Annotated in this window: 18 protein-coding genes and 1 riboswitch; of the genes, 14 read left to right on the top strand and 4 right to left on the bottom strand. The window is 47.9% G+C overall.

What is annotated here, in order from left to right; genetic code table 11:
* Positions 1 to 70: 70 nt before the first annotated feature.
* A complete protein-coding gene (locus B1728_RS04685) occupies positions 71 to 802 on the bottom strand; it encodes a TylF/MycF family methyltransferase (protein WP_079909037.1) in 732 nt (243 codons plus the stop codon).
* Between the two features lie 336 nt (positions 803 to 1,138).
* On the opposite strand from B1728_RS04685, the gene B1728_RS04690 reads away from it, so the two are divergent.
* The gene (locus tag B1728_RS04690; RefSeq protein ID WP_144027763.1) at positions 1,139 to 1,633 is read left to right on the top strand and encodes a P-loop nucleotide/nucleoside kinase family protein; all 495 of its coding nucleotides are present in this window, start codon (positions 1,139 to 1,141) and stop codon (positions 1,631 to 1,633) included.
* Between the two features lie 422 nt (positions 1,634 to 2,055).
* Here B1728_RS04690 and B1728_RS04695 read toward each other — a convergent pair whose 3' ends face one another.
* Positions 2,056 to 3,042, bottom strand: coding sequence for an ABC transporter substrate-binding protein (locus B1728_RS04695; protein ID WP_079909039.1), 987 nt, complete (start codon positions 3,040 to 3,042; stop codon positions 2,056 to 2,058).
* 226 nt (positions 3,043 to 3,268) lie between these two features.
* On the opposite strand from B1728_RS04695, the gene B1728_RS04700 reads away from it, so the two are divergent.
* From B1728_RS04700 to B1728_RS04725, 5 genes are all read left to right on the top strand, one after another.
* Complete coding sequence (locus tag B1728_RS04700; protein WP_079909040.1) at positions 3,269 to 3,835, top strand: TetR/AcrR family transcriptional regulator; 567 nt, start codon at positions 3,269 to 3,271, stop codon at positions 3,833 to 3,835.
* A gap of 219 nt (positions 3,836 to 4,054) precedes the next feature.
* Positions 4,055 to 4,612, top strand: a complete 558-nt coding sequence (locus B1728_RS04705) for a riboflavin biosynthesis intermediates N-glycosidase (protein WP_079909041.1) — start codon at positions 4,055 to 4,057, stop codon at positions 4,610 to 4,612.
* Positions 4,613 to 4,776: 164 nt separating this feature from the next.
* Complete coding sequence (locus B1728_RS04710; RefSeq protein ID WP_256865272.1) at positions 4,777 to 6,915, top strand: ABC transporter transmembrane domain-containing protein; 2,139 nt, start codon at positions 4,777 to 4,779, stop codon at positions 6,913 to 6,915.
* Positions 6,916 to 7,097: 182 nt separating this feature from the next.
* Positions 7,098 to 7,973: an AraC family transcriptional regulator gene (locus B1728_RS04715; RefSeq protein ID WP_079909043.1), complete on the top strand. Its 876-nt coding sequence runs from the start codon at positions 7,098 to 7,100 to the stop codon at positions 7,971 to 7,973.
* Between the two features lie 209 nt (positions 7,974 to 8,182).
* Positions 8,183 to 9,310 carry a sensor histidine kinase gene (locus B1728_RS04725; protein WP_079909045.1) on the top strand — a complete coding sequence of 376 codons (1,128 nt, stop codon included), beginning with the start codon at positions 8,183 to 8,185 and terminating at the stop codon, positions 9,308 to 9,310.
* A 1-nt stretch (position 9,311) separates the two neighbouring features.
* Here B1728_RS04725 and B1728_RS04730 read toward each other — a convergent pair whose 3' ends face one another.
* Positions 9,312 to 9,746, bottom strand: coding sequence for a GNAT family N-acetyltransferase (locus B1728_RS04730; RefSeq protein WP_256865234.1), 435 nt, complete (start codon positions 9,744 to 9,746; stop codon positions 9,312 to 9,314).
* A 201-nt stretch (positions 9,747 to 9,947) separates the two neighbouring features.
* Between B1728_RS04730 and B1728_RS04735 the strand changes: the two genes are divergently transcribed.
* The 3 genes from B1728_RS04735 (at position 9,948) to B1728_RS04745 (ending at position 11,914) form a co-directional block, all read left to right on the top strand.
* Complete coding sequence (locus B1728_RS04735; protein ID WP_079909046.1) at positions 9,948 to 10,529, top strand: SUKH-3 domain-containing protein; 582 nt, start codon at positions 9,948 to 9,950, stop codon at positions 10,527 to 10,529.
* Between the two features lie 73 nt (positions 10,530 to 10,602).
* A complete protein-coding gene (locus B1728_RS04740) occupies positions 10,603 to 11,415 on the top strand; it encodes a helix-turn-helix transcriptional regulator (RefSeq protein ID WP_079909047.1) in 813 nt (270 codons plus the stop codon).
* Between the two features lie 76 nt (positions 11,416 to 11,491).
* Positions 11,492 to 11,914 carry a VOC family protein gene (locus B1728_RS04745; protein ID WP_079909048.1) on the top strand — a complete coding sequence of 141 codons (423 nt, stop codon included), beginning with the start codon at positions 11,492 to 11,494 and terminating at the stop codon, positions 11,912 to 11,914.
* 67 nt (positions 11,915 to 11,981) lie between these two features.
* Here the strand turns inward: B1728_RS04745 and B1728_RS04750 are convergent, their stop codons facing one another.
* Positions 11,982 to 13,292, bottom strand: coding sequence for an ABC transporter substrate-binding protein (locus tag B1728_RS04750; RefSeq protein ID WP_256865235.1), 1,311 nt, complete (start codon positions 13,290 to 13,292; stop codon positions 11,982 to 11,984).
* A gap of 371 nt (positions 13,293 to 13,663) precedes the next feature.
* Here B1728_RS04750 and B1728_RS04755 point away from each other — a divergent pair, with 371 nt between their 5' ends.
* From B1728_RS04755 to B1728_RS04775, 5 genes are all read left to right on the top strand, one after another.
* On the top strand, positions 13,664 to 15,739 hold the full coding sequence (locus B1728_RS04755; protein WP_079909050.1) for a thioredoxin domain-containing protein: 2,076 nt from the start codon (positions 13,664 to 13,666) through the stop codon (positions 15,737 to 15,739).
* A gap of 111 nt (positions 15,740 to 15,850) precedes the next feature.
* Positions 15,851 to 16,037: riboswitch (cobalamin riboswitch) on the top strand.
* Positions 16,038 to 16,177: 140 nt separating this feature from the next.
* Positions 16,178 to 16,945, top strand: a complete 768-nt coding sequence (locus tag B1728_RS04760; RefSeq protein WP_079909051.1) for an energy-coupling factor ABC transporter permease — start codon at positions 16,178 to 16,180, stop codon at positions 16,943 to 16,945.
* Entirely contained in the window at positions 16,942 to 17,226 is a 285-nt protein-coding gene (locus B1728_RS04765; protein WP_079909052.1) for an energy-coupling factor ABC transporter substrate-binding protein, read from the top strand. Before B1728_RS04760 ends, B1728_RS04765 begins: the two co-directional genes overlap by 4 nt.
* Positions 17,219 to 18,022, top strand: a complete 804-nt coding sequence (cbiQ, locus tag B1728_RS04770) for a cobalt ECF transporter T component CbiQ (protein WP_079909053.1) — start codon at positions 17,219 to 17,221, stop codon at positions 18,020 to 18,022. The genes B1728_RS04765 and cbiQ overlap by 8 nt, the downstream gene beginning before the upstream one ends.
* Entirely contained in the window at positions 18,019 to 18,891 is an 873-nt protein-coding gene (locus B1728_RS04775) for an energy-coupling factor ABC transporter ATP-binding protein (RefSeq protein WP_079909054.1), read from the top strand. Before cbiQ ends, B1728_RS04775 begins: the two co-directional genes overlap by 4 nt.
* Positions 18,892 to 19,028: the final 137 nt, after the last annotated feature.

The following is a 19,028-nucleotide window of genomic DNA, read 5'->3' on the forward strand; positions in this document are numbered from 1 at the left end:
TTTAAGGAGGCAATAGCTTTTACATTTTGCATTCTTTCACGTTGATTATCCTTCCATTTCCTGGTAGGTGTTATCTCGATTTTCTCCAATACACGCCATAATAATCAATAGGGACAATAGGTTCGACGATGTTATACTGTGCCCTAAAGTCGTGAACGGCTGCCGCGCAGTTGGGTAAGCCGTAATCATCAATAATAAGGTAGCCGCCGACAGACAGTTTTGGATAGAGGCTAGTTAGGCTTTGCATCGTAGACGAATACATATCTCCGTCCAATCTGGCAATAGCCAGCTTTTCGATGGGTGCAGTAGGTAAGGTGTCTTTAAACCATCCTTTGAGGAAGCGAACCTGCTGGTCGAGGAGATCATATTTGTGGAAGTTGCTGGAAACCTCATAAAGGGATACCTTCAGGTAGTCAATGGTATGGAAGATGGCGCCTTCATCTACAGGATAATTTACGAGGTCCGGGGCAGGCAGACCTTCGAAGGAATCGGCAACCCATACGGTTCGGTCTGTAATACCGTAGGCTTTGAGGAACCCCCTCATAAAGATACAGGAGCCGCCTCGCCAGACACCCGTTTCAATAAAATCTCCCTCAATGTTATCAGCGATGACCGACTTCATGCATTCATGCAATTGGTCCATCCGGATTCGGCCTATCATACTGTGAGCTATAGCAGGCCAATCAAGCCCTTGTCTTCGGTTCTCCGGGGTAGCCCCTTGTTCATGCTCGATCCATATTTCATATAAAATGGTTTTCTTTAATAATTCCAAGTAAAGCTCTTGTGCTGAAACAGCGGTCATGCAGGCAACATCCTCTCCACATTTCGCTACGATAAAACCAATATATTCGTTATTTCCAAATGTGTATAAGCTATTGCCGTATAAAGTCACAAAAAGCTATGCTGATTGACGGGAAACGATACCAAACATAAAAAGGCTTGCCGGAGAACTTGTCATAATCCGGAGAGCCTCTGCAAGGAGAAATGAAATATTGTCAGCAGTTGTTAAGCCGATTGGTATATTTGGAGAGCATCACCCAAGCATAGGGAATGGAATGAATAGCTTAAATCAAACCTTACCTTTCAGAAGATAGACTATGGATATAATATATATTTATGTAATTATTAGGGGGGGCATATGATGAATAAAATTCCATTGTTTATTGTCACTGGAGCGAGTGGTGTTGGAAAAACAACGGTTATGCAAGAGCTGCGCACTATAATGCCAGAGTTTGACGTATTTAGCACCGATCTTGATAATTTCGGAACAACAGCCTCCAAGCTGGGACACCAGGATAGGTTTAACATTTTGTTTCATTTTGCCAATGCGGTTGCAAAATCCGGAAGAGGAACAATCATTTGCGGCACGCTGCTGCCTTGGGCAGCTGAGAAGTGTGATACTTACAGTAAATTCAGTGAAGTATGCTTTATTAACTTACATTGTGACGATGCTACCCGTAACCACCGTTTGCGTAACCGGGCTGATAAAGCAATTTGGACTGAGGATAAGCTAAAGGAGCATGAAGAATTTGCTCAGTGGCTAATTCATAACGCAGAAACAGCATACAACCCGCCCATGCCCACGATTGATACTACATCAACCCCCCCCCTCACAAGTGGCAGAGCAAATTAAACGATACGTCTTAAGTAAATGGGATGATCGCAAAAGGGATACAGAGGATAAGGTTGAGGGATAAGATAGTTAATCAAACCTCCTTGTTAAAAAAAACGGTCAGGCTGTCGAGAAACCCTATCGTACAGAAAAATGCGAAAGGCAATAGGTGGGGTATCTCCTGGAGGAGCGATAGCGTTCGCTTTTGTGCTCGGAAATCACCGCTGTATAGCGATTATAATCAACATTTCCCGAGAACAACAATGTCCGGAGGGGACACCCTACTGGAGTACCGAAGCCATTTTTCAGGTTTCTCGACAAACTCAGCCGCCTTGTTAAAAAAGGCAGTTTTATTTTGTTTTTAACCGACAACATTGCCAAGAAAAAAAGCTTTCTTCGATGAGAAGAATATTCCCACGAAGAAAGCCTGGGTTGTTGAAAAATCAAAGGCTCAGCTTTTCGAATCTGGTTGTAATATCCTTTATTAACAGCTTCGCTGCCAGGATGCCGCCGGATGTGTTCCATATAGGCTCATTGACATTGAAGGCCCGCTGCTTTTTGACGACGTTCAGGTTTTTGCCGAGAGGACTATTCAGCCATTCTTCAGCTGTCTTGGTTGCCCCGGTTTCTCCTTCACGATCGGAAGTGAAATAGAAGAATACATCACCATCCAGCACCGACATTTGCTCCGTAGTAATATCGGCGGAGAAATCATTTTTATCTTGCGACTCAGGGCGCGCAAAGCCCAGCTGTTCCAATATGACGCCGGCAAAATTATTTTTGTAATAGACGCGAACCTTTCCAGGCTGGAAACGCGCCAATGAAATGCGCATTTTCGTTTTATCGCCAAGCGCCGCTTTGGCCTGCTGGATCGCTTGGTTATAGCTGTCGAGGCTTGCTTTGCCTTCCGCTTCCTTATTTAAGGCTTGAACATACAGCTTGAAATTCTCAACCATGCTGTCGCCGAGATTTTCTGTAAACACGGTAGGAGCTATGCTGGATAGCTGAGGGTACACCTTTTCCTGACGAACCTTGGTTCCGAGGATGAGGTCCGGCTTGAGACTTGCAATAAGCTCCAGATTCGGCTGGGTTTCGTCCCCTACAACCTGAACCCCGGTCATGTGGTCCTTGATATGATCGAACCACGGATCACCAATCCACGATTTAACAGCCCCGACCGGCTTGATCCCAAGCTCGAGCAAAGATTCCGTTCCCTGGTTCGTCAGCACGACTATGCGTTGGGGGGTACCGGATATGGCCGTTTCTCCCATAGCATGCTTGACCGTGCGTGTAACCGGCGTGGATGCTGTGGCTTTGTTGTCTTCAGGTGCTTTGGTAGCTGTCGGACTTGATGGGGTGCCGCAGGCTGAAAGCAGCAAGGACAAGACAAGAATGATGGTTAGCGACACCCATTTTTTTGAACGTAACAACAGAAAAATCCCCTTTCATTTCCTTTTGATGTATAATGATAATCATTATCATTTAAAAATACGCAGACGAATGCCTTGAATTAACGGAACAGTCGTTTACGAAAATGCATAAGGTTACACGTGTAACTTATGATATAGTTGTAACATTAATATAAAAATAATGATCACGCAATGCTTGCTGCATGGATTTTTATCAAAATGGACAGATAAGGGGAAGTGTCACACTTTGAATGAGCAAACCGGCAAACAGGCTTTACGGTCACAGGAATGGATGCAAACGGCTTTATTCCAGCTTATGGAGAAGAAGCCCTATTCCATGATATCGGTAACAGAAATTACAGAAAGAGCTGGGCTTGCCAGACAGACCTTCTACCGGAACTACCAGGACAAGGATGAGATTCTCCTTCAATACCTGCATGGATTATGGAAGGGAATGCGGGATAACGCAGCAAAGCCGGCTGCTTTCGACGAGGAGATGTTCGTCACTCTGTTCCGTCATTGGAAAGCCAATGCTCCTTCCTCGCTGCTGCATAACATAGAATTAAAGGACCGCAAAATCAGACAGCTTATGTATAAAAGCATATGCGATTTTTTTGACGAGTTGTCTGAACAAATGATACAGGAGAACACCCAGGTCACTGAAGGTGCCTACCGGTTCTATGCCCATAAGTCGCTATCCTCTGTGGTTCATATGATGCTGATGGAGTGGACCTTGAATCAATTTCACCTGGCGCCGGAGGAAATCGGACGGATGGTAAGTCATTTCACCGATTCGATTCGGAAGCATCTATAGATCTAAGGTGATATGTTTGGATTTATCGAGCCAATGGAAAAATGCGGTGTAAACCTGTTGACAAAACTCGCTAAATCCTATATTTTGATAGTAACAATATGATAATAACAATTTAGAAATAATAAAAACCATGAATAGAACTGTTTCATTAATGCTAGTGTTTTGTTGAGATATAGGGACAGCAGGTCGATCGAGTTATGGCAAGGGAGTGGAGATTTGATGATCTACAATATGGAGGATTTACAAAAGGCTTGGCAAGCAGGGGAAAAGCCAAAGTTCGTGTTCTTCTGGGGGCATACTCCGGCGGCAAACGGCACTGTGAATGCAAGCTGCTTTAGCCAGTGGTGGAGCAGCCATTTTACTGTGGAAGATGTGACCTACTGCTGTACAGAGCAGTATATGATGGCGGAGAAGGCGCGATTATTCGGAGACAATAACATGCTAGAAGCCATAATGAACACAATCTATCCGAAGGAGATGAAAGCGTACGGCCGGGCAGTCAAATCTTTTGATTCCAGGGTTTGGGACAGTCGATGCTATGAGATTGTTAAGCGCGGGAATATGGCGAAGTTTGAGCAAAATCCGGAGCTTTGGAATTACATGAAAACAACAGGCAATCGAATCTTGGTGGAAGCAAGCCCCGTCGACCGGATCTGGGGAATCGGGCTAGCCAAGGATGATCCCTGTGCGCATAATCCAATGAATTGGCAAGGCAAAAATTTGCTCGGATTTGCTTTAACCGAGGTGCGGGACCATTTGTCCAAGCAATTAGTGTAAATCATGTCCCACAAACCTGATCTTTGTTTAGTCTGCAAAGATCTTTTTCTTTTTCATACAGTAATTCCGGCAGCCATCGTCCTACTTATCTGTAATACCGTTTACAGCCAGTTTAAACTGCGGTAATCTAGTATAACGGGGAGGCGCGATCCAGATTGAACGTTATGTCCACATTACTGCAGTATGTAATGAAATATAAGCTGCTGAGCGTAATCTTTATTCTCAGTATAATCATAGAAGTCGCCTATGCAGTAGCGGCGCCTCTGAGTCTTAAATATATGGTAGATGATGCATTTATTCCCAAAAATCCTCGTATATTTCTTATCATTTTGGGTATTTTGGTTGGCGGGGGCTTGTTGAACATTGCAGCAGGGTTAAGCGGGGATCTATCCTTGGGCAGGCTGAGCGGAGAGATGATTCGCGGCCTGAGAATGAAGCTGTTCCACCATGTGCAACTGCAATCGCTGCCCTTTTTCCAGAGGTACCGTGTCGGTGACTTGGTAACCCGCTTTGCTTCGGATATGGGTTCTATAGAACGGGTCATCCGCGGGGTGATGCCGCTGCTATTAAGGGAAGCTATGAGCGTTACGCTAGGAATTGCTTTACTGTTATCGCTTGAATGGAAACTGACGCTTGCTGTTCTTGTTGGCTCTATGCTCATGATTGTTGGTCCCAGATGGATGCAGCACAGGGCGGAGCATGCGAATATCCGCTTTAAGGAAGCACAGGAGCGATTCTCTAACACCATTGATGAGATGGTTAAAGGCCATAAAACGATAAAAGGACTGCACTTGCACAATCGGTTCAAGGCACTGGCGGCCAGGCAGATTCAAGAGCTGCTTACCTTGGGGTTCAAGCTGCACCTAACCAATTCCATCATGGAACGGATGCCGCTAACGACGCTGCTTATTTTGAATGGAACTATGATTGGCTTCGGGGGTTATTTGATCTTCCATGACGAGATGACAGTTGGGGGCTTTATGGCCTTTTTTACCTTATTTATGAATGTCGGGCAATCCGTGTCCAACCTGACGTACCTGTACCCTAACTGGATTGAATCGCAGATCAGCTTCCGGCGTATCGGAGACCTGTTCAACGAACGTCCCGAGGTCATTGAGGCGGCCCAGCCAATAGACCTTCCTATAACTGTACCATCCGTTTGTATGGATCGGGTTGCCTTTGGCTACAATGATCACATTCTTCAATTAAAAGAGATAAGCCTGCATATCGAGGCGGGGGCCTATGTTGCTTTTGTCGGGTCGAGCGGGTCTGGAAAAAGTACGGCCTTACAGCTCCTAGCACGGTACTTCGATCCGAGGCTAGGAACCATCTCTATTCATGGTCATGATATAAGATTGGTGAGCGAGAGTTCTTTACGCAAGCTGTCTACGCTTGTTTCCCAGGATACGTTTTTATTTCATACAACGGTCCGTGATAATCTGGTGCTGGACGGCGAGAATGTTTCTGATGAAGAAATGATGGAAGCCGCTCGAATGGCCAAAATTCACGACGTCATATCCGCATGGCCTGAGGGATACGATACATGGGTTCATCAAGAAGGCGGGACCTTATCCGGCGGTGAGCGGCAGCGTATGGCTGTTGCAAGGGCACTTCTAAGGCGGCCGAAGCTGCTCCTGCTTGATGAGGTCACGTCCGCGCTGGACCCGGCCACGGAAGCAGACATCAATCAGCTGATTCAGCAGCTGCGCGGAGAGATGACCATCGTCTCGGTTACTCATCGGCTAGCATCCGTCATCCATGCCGATCGGATCTATGTATTCGAGAAGGGACAGATTGTTGAATCCGGAACTCATCAGGAGCTTCTTCAGCTTCACGGGACCTATCTGACGTTGTGGGAGAAGCAGCATGGCTTCCATTTGTCGCAGGATGGACTTAGCGTTACGGTGGATGCGGAAAGACTGTCCAAGCTTCCGTTCTTCGAAGGAATTGGAGTGGAGCTGCTCCAAAGCATAGCTCCGTTATTTATAACCGAAAGAATCCCGGAAGGGGAGACGATCATTCGTCAAGGTGAAGAGGGAGCTAAGTGTTACATCATTGTCCGAGGCTCGGTGGAGATCTTGAAGCATGTGGACGGCGAAGGGAACAAGCGGGTCGCGGTTCTCCAGGATGGCGATCATTTCGGCGAAATTGCGCTGCTTACTAACAGTCCCCGTAATGCGACCGTTCGCTCCATAAGTCCTGCCGTCTTACTATCCGTACGACGTGAAGAATTTCATCAGTTAACCAAGCTCTACCCGCAAATGCTTCAAACATTGGAGAGGACCCTTCTGCAGCGCATGTGATCTAAAGCAAGGCCATCATGATTACCCCATCTTTTGCAAGGTGGGGTCTCTTATTTATCCGTTGAAGGGGCACGGACCGATTGGAATGGAGATCATAGAAATTCCGCCGATGATGTTGTGCATGAAATGTCGGATGGTTGAAGAAAGCATCTGCTAATCTAGATGTGAAGGAGGGGAAGCCGATGAACGTGCTAGACCATATGAACAAAGCGTTGAGCTATATTGAGGAGCATCTTGCAGATGAGATTGACTTTCAGGAAGTATGCAGGCTCGCATATTGCTCGGAATATCATTTTCGAAGAATGTTCTCATTCCTTGCCGGTGTGTCGCTGTCTGAGTATATCCGGCGCAGACGGCTTACTCTTGCCGCATTGGAGCTTACGAACAGCCAGGCCAGAGTCATCGATATTGCCATTCAATATGGATACGATTCAGCGGATTCATTTGCAAGAGCCTTTCAAAGTCTGCATGGCATTACGCCGTCGGAAGCAAGAAATAAAGGCCAGTCGTTAAAGGCGTTTCCCCGCATGTCCTTTCAACTTACTGTTCAAGGAGGAAGCGAAATGAACTACCGTCTGGAAGAGAAAGAGGCTTTTCGTATTGTCGGGCTGAAGAAGAGAGTTCCCATCCAATTTCATGGGGTTAACCCGGAGATTGCATCTATGTGGAAGAGCTTGACCCCGGAGTCCATTGCCGAGCTGAAACGGCTTTCCAATGTAACGCCATCGGGCTTGATTAGCGCGTCCGTGAACTTTGCCGAAGGCCGGATGGAAGAGAAGGGGGAGCTGGACCATTATATCGGCGTGGCAACGACACAGCAATGTCCGGCTCATTGGGAGGCGCTCGAGGTGTCTGCAACGACCTGGGCGGTTTTTGAAGCTGTCGGCCCATTCCCACAAACGCTCCAGCAAATCTGGGGCCGTATCTATTCCGAATGGTTTCCATCCTCCAGCTATGAGCTGACCGAGGGTCCGGAAATTCTGTGGAACGAGCATAAAGATACCTCTTCCCCGAATTATAAAAGTGAAATCTGGATTCCCGTCGTCAAAAGAGCCTAAACGATAGCAGCTTCACCCCATCATGAAGGATATGGAGTTTCCTATTGAGGAAAAACTTCTCCATATCCTCTTTTTGTTGCGGTTCTTCATTGAATTGTCTTTTTTGCTGCCAATTCGGTACAATAAGCATAACCACGATTTTTTAGAAAATGCGGAAGGAATAGGCTTCATCCATTTCGGTTCCGCTTGGGGAGTGAACCTTTGATTTCATGGCTGAAATGATTCGCAGCTTCCGCTCGAAAATGATCCTGCTGTTTGGCTTGAGCATGTTATTTTCCGGAAGTATAACTTATTTGCTCTATAAAATTCTACAAATGTATTACCACACGACCAAGTATGAAGATCCTTTGACAAAGGTTCGTTTTTTCATGAGAGAGGTAGGCGATATAAACTGCTTCTTGCTTATTTTTGTCCCCCTTTCGGTCTTATTTTTCTTTCTTCTGACCAAACGATACGCCATGTATTTTCACGAAATTTCGAACGGTATTTACCAGCTGGCTAATGGTGACTTTAACAGTCGAATTTATATTCCGACCAATGATGAGTTCGGGGATATTGCCAGAGACATCAATCTGGCGAGCGAAAAGCTAAAGCAGGCGGTGGAGAGAGGAGATTTCGCGGAAACGAGCAAGGAGCAGTTAATCCTGAATCTGGCCCACGATTTGCGTACGCCTCTTACCTCCGTGCTAGGGTATCTGGATTTTATTTTGAAGGATGATCAGCTGAGCCAGGAACAAGTGCAGCATTATACGAGCATTGCTTTCACCAAGTCGCAGCGGCTGGAGAAGCTGATTGACGAGCTGTTCGAGGTGACCAGAATGAACTACGGCAAGCTGACGATCGAGATGAATCCGCTTGATCTAAGCGAGCTGCTCAGCCAAATGAACGAGGAGCTGTACCCTCTCTTTGAGAAAAACAACCTGATCACCCGTTTGGAAGTGGCTCCGGGTCTCAACATTAGGGGGGACGGTGACATGCTGGCGCGAGTGTTCGAGAATCTACTGACGAATGCCGTACGGTATGGGAAAGACGGTAAGTTCATCGATATTATAGGCCATAAGGAAGAGAAGGAAGTGGTTGTTCAAGTCGTAAATTACGGTGATCCTGTCCCGTCAGATGAGCTGCCACATATCTTTGATATGTTTTATACCGGAGACAAAGCAAGAACCCATCAAGAAGGAAGTACAGGGCTTGGCTTATTCATTGCAAAAAACATCGTCGTTAAGCATCATGGAACCATTTCAGCCCAAAGCAGCCTGATCCGTACGTTATTTGAGGTGCGATTGCCTGCGGAAGGCTCAGCATCAGGGCCCAAGGCCAATTCTCGTCAGGAATGATTTAAAAGGGCAAATCCTTGATGAAGGTAACCCGGTGAAAGTCGGCTTTGAAAAAATCCTTTTCCAATAAGGTTTCTTTAAAACCGATATTTCGGTAAAAATGTAAGGTATCTTCGTTACCGATATGACCAAGTGTATACAAAATAACCTGATCTTCCCCCAGCGAATGCAGCTTATTGCAGATCGTCTTGATCAGTTGAACGCCAATACCTTGACGCTGGCGGTTCTTACTCACGGCGACTCCCACGATCTCATATAAACCGGCTTCTTCGTTCAATACGTATCCGGCATGACCCGCAACTTCATCCGCCTGAGCAACATAATATCCGCTTCTTCTATCGTCACGGGCGTTCAAGTACTCGTTCCAACGTTCGGGATATCGACTTCTAACAAATGCGGGGAATTGAAGCGGATGCTCAGCCATGATTTGATCCACGACATAGGGATCTCTTTGTTCTAATGGACGAATAAGAATAGAAATAGGAATCACTCCTTTTAAAATATTATCATGCGGTTTACCAAACCCTGCGAATTCCTTGTTTTCAATGACTGACTATGACAAAAATTACCATGAAATATATATATCAGATTCCTGAAAACCTAGCAATGCTTTTCATAGAGTCGGGGAGGAGGACAGATGGAACAAGCCATGAAGAAACCGAACAAGAGGGAGCAGATGAAATTGCTGCTGAAAAAAGCGGGTTGGCATGAAGGCAGGCACGTAGATATTTCGGGCTTTGAACGACGCTGCAAGGAACAAGGCATTGATTTATTCGATAGCGCCAAGGCTTTTCTGCAAGAGTTTGCCGGCATTGATGACACCGTCTATTTCAAATATCATCATAACCAAGATTCTTCATTCTCCGATTCCTGGTACGATTATACGTTTGATTTCACGCCGGATGCGCTTGAGGAGCTAACTTCAACGGAAGATTATCATGACATAGTGAAATTTGCTCAAGAGGACTGCTTCCGTTTAGGCGAATCGGGCTATTACTATCCTGCCGTTGCAGCCATCGGGCGGTCGGGCAAATTGTATTTCAAGCATGATTATGAAGACGTGGTCCGTGTTTTTGACGATCTGCTGGAAAGCATGGAGCATGAATTAAACGGGCATGAGCTCGTCCTTTCTTCGCTGTTCGAAGAAAATAGGGTCATAGTTTCCACTCTGTGGGGAAAACGCGTTTCTCCCGAAAAACGGCCGAATCCTTTCCAATAACGTTAATGCCACGGAGTATACAAATCGAGGAAAGAAACAAACCTTACCAATCAAAAATAAGGTGGGGAATGCTATGCGACGGTTTTACCCTATCCAGCCGCCTGTCCTTCAACGCAGATTCTCGGAATCTTCTCCTTACCAGTATCGCGAATACATGCCGGGTAAAGGCTTAGAGTCTTATGTGGCTTGTTATTGGACTTTGCACACTTGTGCAGCAAATTATAATGCTTTGCACCGTATCATACCGGACGGATGCGTAGACATTATTATGGATCTCCAGGCCACCTCTACGTCAAAAGGTGCCTTCGTGGTAGGAATCATGACCAACTATGAAACGATGACCTTATCTGCACCGACATCCATGTTCGGGATCCGATTTTATTCCGATAAAGTATCTCGGTTGCTGAGATATCCGGTTTCTGAGCTGACAGGAAATCCCGTACTACTGACAGATTTATGGGGAAGGAAAGGGGAGATATTTGTAGATGAAGTACATTCATCGGAGGGTATTTCCGAGATAATCGAACAGGTTGAGTCCATTTTGCAGACATGGCTGCTGAATTTAGACGATTCTTCCCATTCGCTTCTGCCAACCTTCATGCAGTACATCTATGCTAATCGGGGCAGCACGACGGTTCAAGCTTTGGCGGATCAACATTGTTACAGCGAACGGACGGTTAGAAGAATCTTTCAGGAAGGGCTGGGGATCAGCCCGAAAGAAATGCTAGATATCATTCGGTTTCAATATCTATTACGGGAATGGTATGGCGGCAACCGTATCCCTTTCAGTGAAATGGCTTTATCCTACGGCTACTATGATCAACCGCATTTTATCCGCCAGTTCAAACGTTTCTATGGAATGACTCCCGGAGAAGTACTTGTGTAGTTGTCCGTTTTTTACAATCAAACCAGGTTTGCCTGTGAAATAATAGAAGCATAACTATGGAATGGAGGATAACGAAATGAAGCCGAGTATATCTGTGCTGACACTAGGAGTAGATGACTTAGAGAGGTCGTTGACCTTTTACCGGGATGGTCTGGGGTTGCCCACACAGGGGATCATAGGCAGGGAATTTGAGCATGGGGCGGTTGCCTTTTTCGATTTGCAAGCGGGTGTAAAATTAGCCATCTGGAATCGCCGCGACCTCTCCCACGAAGCCAAGGTTCCATTGTCAGCGCCGAGCTCTACCGAAATGACGATCGGGCATAATGTGGGCAGTAAGGAAGAAGTGGACCGAATTATGGAACTGGCCCATAAGGCCGGAGCTGTTATAACCGATCCTGCGCATGATACGTTCTGGGGAGGTTACTCCGGTCATTTCATGGACCCGGACCATCATTTGTGGGAAATCGTCTGGAACCCGGCGTGGGAATTTGAAGTCTGATCTTCGGATGATCCGCTCAGGACTAGGATGCGGCTGCAGACATGGGTCGGCAGCCGCGTTGCGTTCTCTACAAATGGGGGTTACCCATGCCCTGCTTTTCCATATCCTTGGCTTCTTGAATCGCTTCGTTCATCTGATCCTGAACCATCCGCAGCGCCGTCTGGCTGTCCTTCGACTCCTTAAAGATCAGAGGCTCGAAAACCGAGGAAGTCTTGGGATCGATAAAAGTCAGACCCGGTTTGCGTGGAGCAGGCATGGCGCTCTTTAAGGCAAACAACGACTGCAGATTTTTACCTTTCAGCTCCGGCAAACCTTGCCCGTACGCTTGTTGAACGGCCGGGCTGAGTAAGGGAGAACTGATGCCTTGCTTGGCGCGTTCGATTTGAACTTCTTCCGAAAGAAGATAAGCAATAACCTGGAAGGCAAGATCTTTCTTCTGGGATTGGTTCGTAATAAAAGCACCTACCGAATAGGGCTGGTATTTAGCTTCTGGCGCCTCCGCGAACACGGGAACGGAAGTGACGTCGAAATTCAAATTCTTAGTCTGCATCCAGCCTACGAGGCTCTCTTCCACATCCACCGCCATAGCCATATGGCCTCGGGGAAAGTCCTTCACCGTAGTGAACTGGTTGCCGGGAATATCGTAAAACCGCCTGAGATTGTCTACAATCTTTACGTCCGAGACCATGGAAGCCTTATCTTCCTCTGGATCCAGCGCGGGCTCGGAAAGCTGGTTATAAGTCATGTAGTAGGCAGGGTGCTGCTGAAAGCCTTTATAGGTAATTTCGCCTTCCTGACGAGTCAGCTTCTTCGCCAATTCATAGATCTCGTCATACGTCATCCCTGGTTTAGGGTAATCCACCCCAAACTTTTCAAAGATATCCTTATTGTAATAAAGCAAATAATCGCTTCCTTCAAATGGTAGAGAATACAGCTTTCCGTCCGACGAATTGACCGATTGACGGAGCCAGGCCGGATCCAATTTGCCGGTATCGAAATTGTACTTTTTGACCAGCTCGGTCATATCCCATTCTAGATTGTTCTTGCGGATAGACCGGTACGTGTTCCGCCGGGCATCCTCCAGAATAATGTCGGGGATCGTTCCCGCAGCAATCAAATTCTCGTACCGCCTGCCCGGATTATCCCATTGAACATGCTTAATCTTGATATCGAGAAAGCGCTTTCGAATAAACTGTCCGATAAGCTTGTCAAAGTTTTCTTCCTTGGTGTAGCGTTTGTTAAACAATTGATCGCCCGTAAAAATAAACAGTTCGTTATCCGCGGATTCGGATATTTTGTTCGTTTGCGGATTTAGCTCAGAAACTGCCGGTACATCCTTGCAGCCCGCCAAGACAGCGATGGTAAGGCCGATCAACAAAGGTAGGGAAAGCCTCCTGCTATACATGACAAAACTCCTTTCATTTTCGATTTGTGGGATCACAGGATTCCTAGTTAGCTCACCTCCGAAAATTAGTTGGACATACAACCACTTACTGTAACTTTTTCTAACTTTAATATGGAACAAAATACAAATCATGCAGAAGGAGCTATTAAATCTGAGGTGGGTCTTGAAAAAGCTGCTGTCCTTGCAGGGCTTGGAATTGAATTTCGTTGGGCAGACAAATAAAAATCACCGTTCTTGCCGCAGCCAAACCTCCGCACCCTATGGAAGGTTTTTTCTTTTCAAGGTGGTATGCTAAACTGGAATCTATAACAAAAATATTCCAGCAACCAAGGAGGTGAGGCCCCATGACAACGAACGGCAAATCCAATAAATTAGCCAAGGAGAAGTCGCCATACCTGCTTCAGCACGCACACAACCCGGTAGACTGGTTCCCTTGGTCAGAGGAAGCTTTCGAAATCGCCAAGCGCGAGAACAAGCCCATCTTCTTATCCATCGGGTATTCAACCTGCCACTGGTGCCACGTCATGGCGCACGAATCGTTCGAGGACGAGGAAGTCGCGGCTATTCTTAATGAGCATTACATATCGATCAAGGTGGATCGCGAAGAAAGACCCGATGTGGATCATCTCTACATGACTGTATGTCAAGCGATGACCGGGCAGGGCGGATGGCCGCTGACGATTGTGATGACGCCGGAGAAAAAGCCGTTTTTTGCCGGGACGTATTATCCCAAAAACCGTCGCTACGGGCGTCACGGAATGATGGATATTTTGCCGCGGCTCGCGGGGAAGTGGAAGGAAGACCGGGAGCGGGTGATCGAGACCAGCGATCAGATTGTGACGGAAGTGGAGCAGCGGATGCTATCGAACCTGAAGGGCGAGATCTCGGAGCGCACGCTGGATCAGGCCTATGCCCAGTATGAGGAGCTATTTGACTCCACGTATGGCGGTTTTGGCGATAAACCCAAGTTCCCTACCTCACATAATCTTTCGTTTCTTATGCGCTATTACCATCGCACCGGCAAAGAGCTTGCGCTGCAGATGGCAGAGAAGACACTGGATGCGATGCAGCGGGGCGGTATGTATGATCATGTCGGCTTCGGATTTGCAAGATACTCTGTAGACGAGAAGTGGCTGGTCCCGCATTTTGAGAAAATGCTCTATGATAACGCGCTGCTGGCCTGGACCTATCTGGAAGCCTACCAGTTGACAGGCAAGACGAAATATTCCCGTACGGCCGAAGAGATATTCGCTTATGTGCTTAGGGATATGACCGACCCGGCAGGCGGCTTCTACTCTGCGGAGGATGCCGACTCGGAAGGGCACGAGGGGAAGTTCTACGTATGGGAGCAGGATGAGATCCTGAAGGTATTGGGCCCCGAGGACGGCGAGCTTTATTGCGACCTTTATGACATTACCAAGGAAGGCAATTTTGAAGGTCAAAATATTCCTAACTTGATCCAGCATGATGTGGAGACTTATGCCCGGCTCAAAGGATTGGATCCCGATCTATTATCTGAAACCATCGGGAGATGCCGACAAACCTTGTTTGCATACCGTGAGCAGCGCGTACATCCGGGTAAGGACGATAAAGTGCTGACCTCTTGGAACGGACTTATGATCATGGCCTTGTCCAAAGGCTATAAAGTGCTGAAACGGCCTGAATATCTGGAAGCGGCTGCCAAGGCAGCTCGTTTTATTGTCTCCCGATTAAGGCGTCCGGATGGAAGGCTGCTCGCCAGATACAGGGATGGAGAAGCGGCATTCGCCGCATACCTGGATGACTATGCGTTCCTGGTATGGGGGCTAATCGAGCTGTACGAAGCATCCTTTGAGCTCGAATTCCTGCAGCTGGCTGTGGAGCTTAACGGGCAGATGATCGAATTATTCTGGGATGAGGAACATGGCGGCTTGTTTTTCTACGGAAGCGACAGCGAGCAGCTGTTTTCCCGGAACAAGGAGATATACGACGGTGCGCTGCCTTCCGGCAATGCGGTGGCGGCCATGAATTTCTTAAAGCTCTCCAAGCTGACTTATGACGCCAGGCTGTCGCAGATTGCCGAGAGGCAATTGCAAGCCTTCGCAGGCTCGGTTGAACGGTATCCGACAGGGCATTCGATGCTCCTGATCGCTCTGGATTATGCGTACAGTCCTTCCAGCGAGATTGTCATTGCCGGCGATCCGGAATCCGGGACAACCAGGGAGATGCTTGCTGCGGTGCGCCAAGGCTTCAGACCCCACTCCTCCGTATTCTTGGTCCCGCCGGGGGAAGAAGGCGAGAAGGTTCGTCAATTCCTCCCTGTAGTTCAGGACAAACAGGCAATCGGCGGCAGGCCGACGGCGTATGTTTGTGAGAATTTTGCATGTCATTCCCCGATTACGGATTTGGAAGAGCTGGAAGAAGTGCTGCATTCTTCTTAAGAACGGCCTCCTTAATGGAAAGCCTCCTTTTTTATCAAGGAGGTTTTTTGTATTCCAAGAAGGAATTCGACGACATACCACGAATATGGAATAGCGTTACTAATATTATTGGATCATGAATATCCATTAGGTGCCTTTGTGAAGACAAAGGGTAACAGGGAATCGGGTGCAAATCCCGAGCGGTCCCGCCACTGTAAACGGGGAGTTTCTTTCATAATGTCACTCGGTGCAACGCCGGGGAAGGCGAAAGAAGCAACGATCCGTAAGCCAGGAGACCTACCTGATGGTATGCACCCAGATCCCTTCGCGGAAAGGAGAGGTGTACGAGAATGAATCGGCAAACATTAGAGGTGTTGTCGTATTTTCACGCGTACCCGTGACCTATCCTGCTGGATAGGTCTTTTTGTTTCATCACATTTATTATGGAGGATGTATCGGATGAGTAGAAGAAAATGGGCCAGCAGCCTGCTGCTGGTGTTAGGGTTCGTCTTGTACCTGATGGTTAATGAGCCGCAATCGGCTTATGCCATGCATATTATGGAGGGCTTTTTGCCGCTCGGCTGGGCTGTGTTTTGGTGGGTCGTCTTCATTCCTTTCTTTATTCTAGGATTGAGAGCTTTAATCCGCATTACGAAAGAAACCCCTGAGCTCAAAATTATGCTGGGCTTGGCCGGAGCGTTCACCTTCGTATTATCTGCCCTGAAGATCCCTTCGGTCACTGGCAGCAGCTCGCATCCGACCGGAACCGGTCTCGGAGCTGTGATGTTCGGCCCTCTGCCGATGAGTGTATTAGGCTCCATTGTATTGCTGTTTCAAGCCTTGCTATTGGCACATGGCGGATTAACGACGCTGGGAGCCAACGCGTTCTCGATGGCTGTTGCCGGACCGGTCGTAGGGTATTTTGTCTACAGATGGATGATGCAGGCGACAGGGAAACAAAAATGGTCCATTTTCATAGCAGCAGCTTTGGCAGATTTATCCACCTATGTAGTCACTTCCATGCAGCTGGCGCTGGCATTCCCGGCGGAGCAGGGGGGTATCGCGGCTTCCTTCGTGAAATTCGGTGGTATTTTTGCCATTACCCAAATCCCTCTGGCTATCAGTGAAGGCCTTCTGACGGTATTGATCTGGAACTGGCTTCAAGCTTACAGCCCGAATGAATTGTCCCTGCTTCAACGCAAAATGAAAGGAGCCCGCGAATCATGAAAACCAGCTCGAAAAATATGCTGATACTGGCTGCCGTAGTCTTATTGGCCGCTTTACCATTGCTGCTTGTCAAAGGGGATTTCGGAGGCGCGGATGATGCGGCCGAGGAAGTGATCAAATCACTGCATCCGTCCTACGAACCTTGGTTCTCTTCCTTCATAGAGCCTCCTCCGGAAACGGAAAGCATGCTGTTTGCCCTGCAGGCCGCCCTGGGAGCCGGGTTTATCGGATACACGATCGGTTTATTCAAAGGAAGAGCGACCAAGCGTAACCATGATTAAACAAATCGACGTCATTTCTTATAGCAATAAGCTGCGAGCCGTTTCTCCCATGTGGAAAAGCGGTTTCGCTGCTCTTTTGCTCCTGCTGTCCTATCTGTCTCATCCTGTTGTTCAGCTTCTGATGTTCATCTGGATTTCGGCATGGATTGCAGGTTATGCCAAGGTTCCGCTCAGGTTATATAGTACACTTCTGTTCAGTTCGCTTCTATTGTTTGCAGCAAGCTTGCCCGCTTTATTGTTGGAAATTCATTCATTTGAACAAGGGCAGTTCCGGGCAGAAGGCCTGACGCTGCTCGCTTATTCTCATTGGTCTCTGAGTTTGAATCCATCGGGCGTAGAGCTGACGGTGAAGCTGCTGTGCCGAATTATGGCTTGCGTAGCCGCATCCATGCTGTTGATTCTGACTACACCCATGCCGGAGCTGTTCCAGGTCATGAAAAAGCTGCGGGTGCCTTCTCTGGTGCTCGAATTGATGCTGATCACTTATCGCTTCTTGTTTCTTCTGCTGGATACGGCTCATGACATGTATACCGCTCAACGGGCTAGGGGAGGGCAGCAGGGCTTCACAGGAAGACTGAGAGACACGGCCCTGCTAATCGTCCGGATGTTTGCCAAAACCATGCAGCGCTATCAAGGGCTGGCGAACGGAATGGTGTCCCGGGGCTTCACCGAAGAGATTCGAATGGCCCCTTACCAAGTCGGGGAGGTACCGGCAAGGTATAAGTGGGAAGGCAGCATCGGTTGGATTTTGCTGGCAGGGTTGGAATGCTGGCTTAGATGGAGGGAAATCGGATGAAATCGATATTGGAAGCACGTGGTCTAAGCTACAGCTACCCGGGCACAGCCTCTCAGGCGCTTCAGAATCTGAACGTGAATATACCTGAGGGGAAAAAAACGGCGATCTGCGGCCATAACGGCTCGGGGAAGTCTACCTTTTTTTTACAGGCCATTGGCATTCATCGTCCGGTGGAAGGGGAGCTGGTCTGGAAGGGGAAGCCGCTTTCCTATGATCGAGGTACACTCAGGCAGCTCAGGCAGCAGATCGGCCTCGTATTCCAGGACCCCGAACAGCAGCTGATATTGAATACTCCCGCAGAGGATATCTCTTATGGGTTGCGTAATGCCGGTATGAGGGAAGAGGAGATTGTCCGCCGAACGAATCAGATGCTCGTCGCTATGGAGCTGGAGCAGCTGGCGGATCAACCGATGCATCACTTGAGCCTGGGGCAAAAGAAAAGGGTTGCGCTGGCCGGTGTATTGGCGCTGGAACCGGAGCTGCTGCTGCTGGACGAGCCGACCGCCTATTTGGACCGGCGTTCCGAGCAGCAGCTGATAGAAGAGCTCGACCGCATACACCTGCAAGGCATTACGGTCGTCATGGCTACGCACGATATGAATTTGGCCTATGCCTGGGCTGATTGGGTATTGGTCATGGATAAAGGCCGGTGTGTGAGGGAAGGGACACCGTATGAAATATTTCGCCAAGAAGAGGAGCTGAGGCTGCTCGGCTTGGAGCAGCCCATACTTCTGGAATTATGGAGCGCGCTGCCTGAATCCTTGAGACAAGGGAAGGAAGCTCCCCGTGACGTGAAATCATTTAAACGGTTCATGCAAATAAACGGTGCAGACCTATTTCAAAATGCAGCAGGGACCATGAGAGCGTAGACCCAGGCCGTTTGCTTGGCATCCGGACCTACTGGAAAGAACAAAGCTCCAAACGGATAGCGACAACAATTCGTCGCATCGTTTGGAGCTTTTTTACATAGAAAATAATATAAGTACGGGACTCCCGCAAAGTACCT

The sequence above is a fragment of the Paenibacillus sp. 32352 genome (assembly GCF_002042965.1).
GTDB lineage: Bacteria > Bacillota > Bacilli > Paenibacillales > NBRC-103111 > Paenibacillus_S > Paenibacillus_S vulneris.